The organism is Mesorhizobium sp. M7A.F.Ca.US.005.03.2.1, from assembly GCF_003997795.1.
In the GTDB taxonomy this organism is placed as follows: domain Bacteria; phylum Pseudomonadota; class Alphaproteobacteria; order Rhizobiales; family Rhizobiaceae; genus Mesorhizobium; species Mesorhizobium ciceri.
The window spans coordinates 1-1,384 of record NZ_RZRP01001212.1; the positions used below are offsets into that span (position 1 = coordinate 1).

The window sequence follows — 1,384 nt, forward strand, 5'->3', positions numbered from 1 at the left end:
GCAGTCCAGCGATCATGAAGCTCTGGCCGTTCTTCAGGTCGACCGACGTCCTGGCACGGCGCACGATGAAGCCAGGAACCGAGATCGTCCCGATATTGTAGGAGGCCGACGCGTCGATCGAGGAGACTTCCGGCGCGATATCAAGGCTGACCAGCCCGTCTTTCAGAACCGTAGGCGTGAAATCCAGGCTGACGCCGTATTTCTTGTAGCTGACCGAGATCTTGCCGTTGTCCTCCGAGACCGGGATCGGGAACTCGCCGCCGGCGAGGAAGCTAGCCGTCTGGCCGGACCGGGCGATCAGGTTCGGCTCGGCCAGTCGCCGCGCTAAGCCGCGCTCTTCCAGCGCCTTGATGGCGATATCGATCGATACGCCGTTCGATAGGAGACGACCGATGATCTCGCCAGTACCGGCCGCCGGCACTGTGCCCGGATCGATCGAGACGTCGCGGCCGCCAAGGCCATAGGCGAAATTGGCGGCGTATTTGGCACCCAGATCCTGGCCCGCCTGGCGGTTGATCTCGACAAAGCGGACGTTGAGCTGGACCTGCTGCGAAGATGAGATGTTGACCGAGTTGATCACCTCCTCGGCACCGGAAAAGCGCGTCGCGATCTTGTTTGCCTTTTCGGCGGCGACGGCATCGTCGGCCTCGCCCGACAGCACGACACGGCCATTGGCCGATCCGACCTTGATCCTGGCATCCGGCACGCTGGCGCGAATGGTGCTGGCCAGTTGGTCGGTGTCGAGCGTCACCTCGATGTCGACGGTGCCGACAAGCTGCTTTTTCTCATCGAACAGCGCAATCCCGGTGGTGCCGAGATTGTTGCCGAGCACATAGAAGGATTTGTCGGTCAGCGGATTGACGTTGGCGATCTCCGGATCGCCGATGACGATCTGGTAGAAGGCAGCACTGGTGATGATCGTCTTCGGCTTGCCCTTGGCAACCTTGATTGACGCATTCTTGGTCGACGACACGTAGACGACGTCGTTGTCAGCTCTCGCCGCCGAGGCGCCCAAGGCCAGCATCGCCGCAGCGGCCAGCGAAGACGCGACAGCCACGGCGCGCAAAACGCGCAACCGCGTCATGACCCGATATATGAACAGCCCGAACATTGTCCCGTCCCTCACCCAGTCCCCACTGGTTTATTTCTGGTCCCGCGAAGGAACCTGGTATTCCTCGGCCTTCGTGCCGCGCGTTACGATGACCGTCTTGAACTTCGGTTTCTCCGGCTCCTTGGTGACGGCGTCGAACACCGAGCCGGCCGCGGCCTGCACATTCGAGGCGACCGATCCGCCGAAGGAGGAGATGGTGGTGACGCCGTTCTTGCCGTCAGCGCCTTCGCTGGCGGACCGAAGCGACAGCGAGAGCGTGCCGACGGTGCGGGC

Annotated in this window: 1 protein-coding gene and 1 pseudogene; both read right to left on the reverse strand. The window is 62.4% G+C overall.

Annotation, left to right across the window (positions count from 1 at the left end; translation table 11 throughout):
- A partial coding sequence (locus EN991_RS36345) for a type II and III secretion system protein family protein (RefSeq protein ID WP_164769666.1) occupies nt 1-1,111 on the reverse strand: 1,111 nt, incomplete at its 3' end.
- A 30-nt stretch (nt 1,112-1,141) separates the two neighbouring features.
- Nucleotides 1,142-1,384, reverse strand: a pseudogene (locus tag EN991_RS36350) (Flp pilus assembly protein CpaB); the annotation flags it as partial.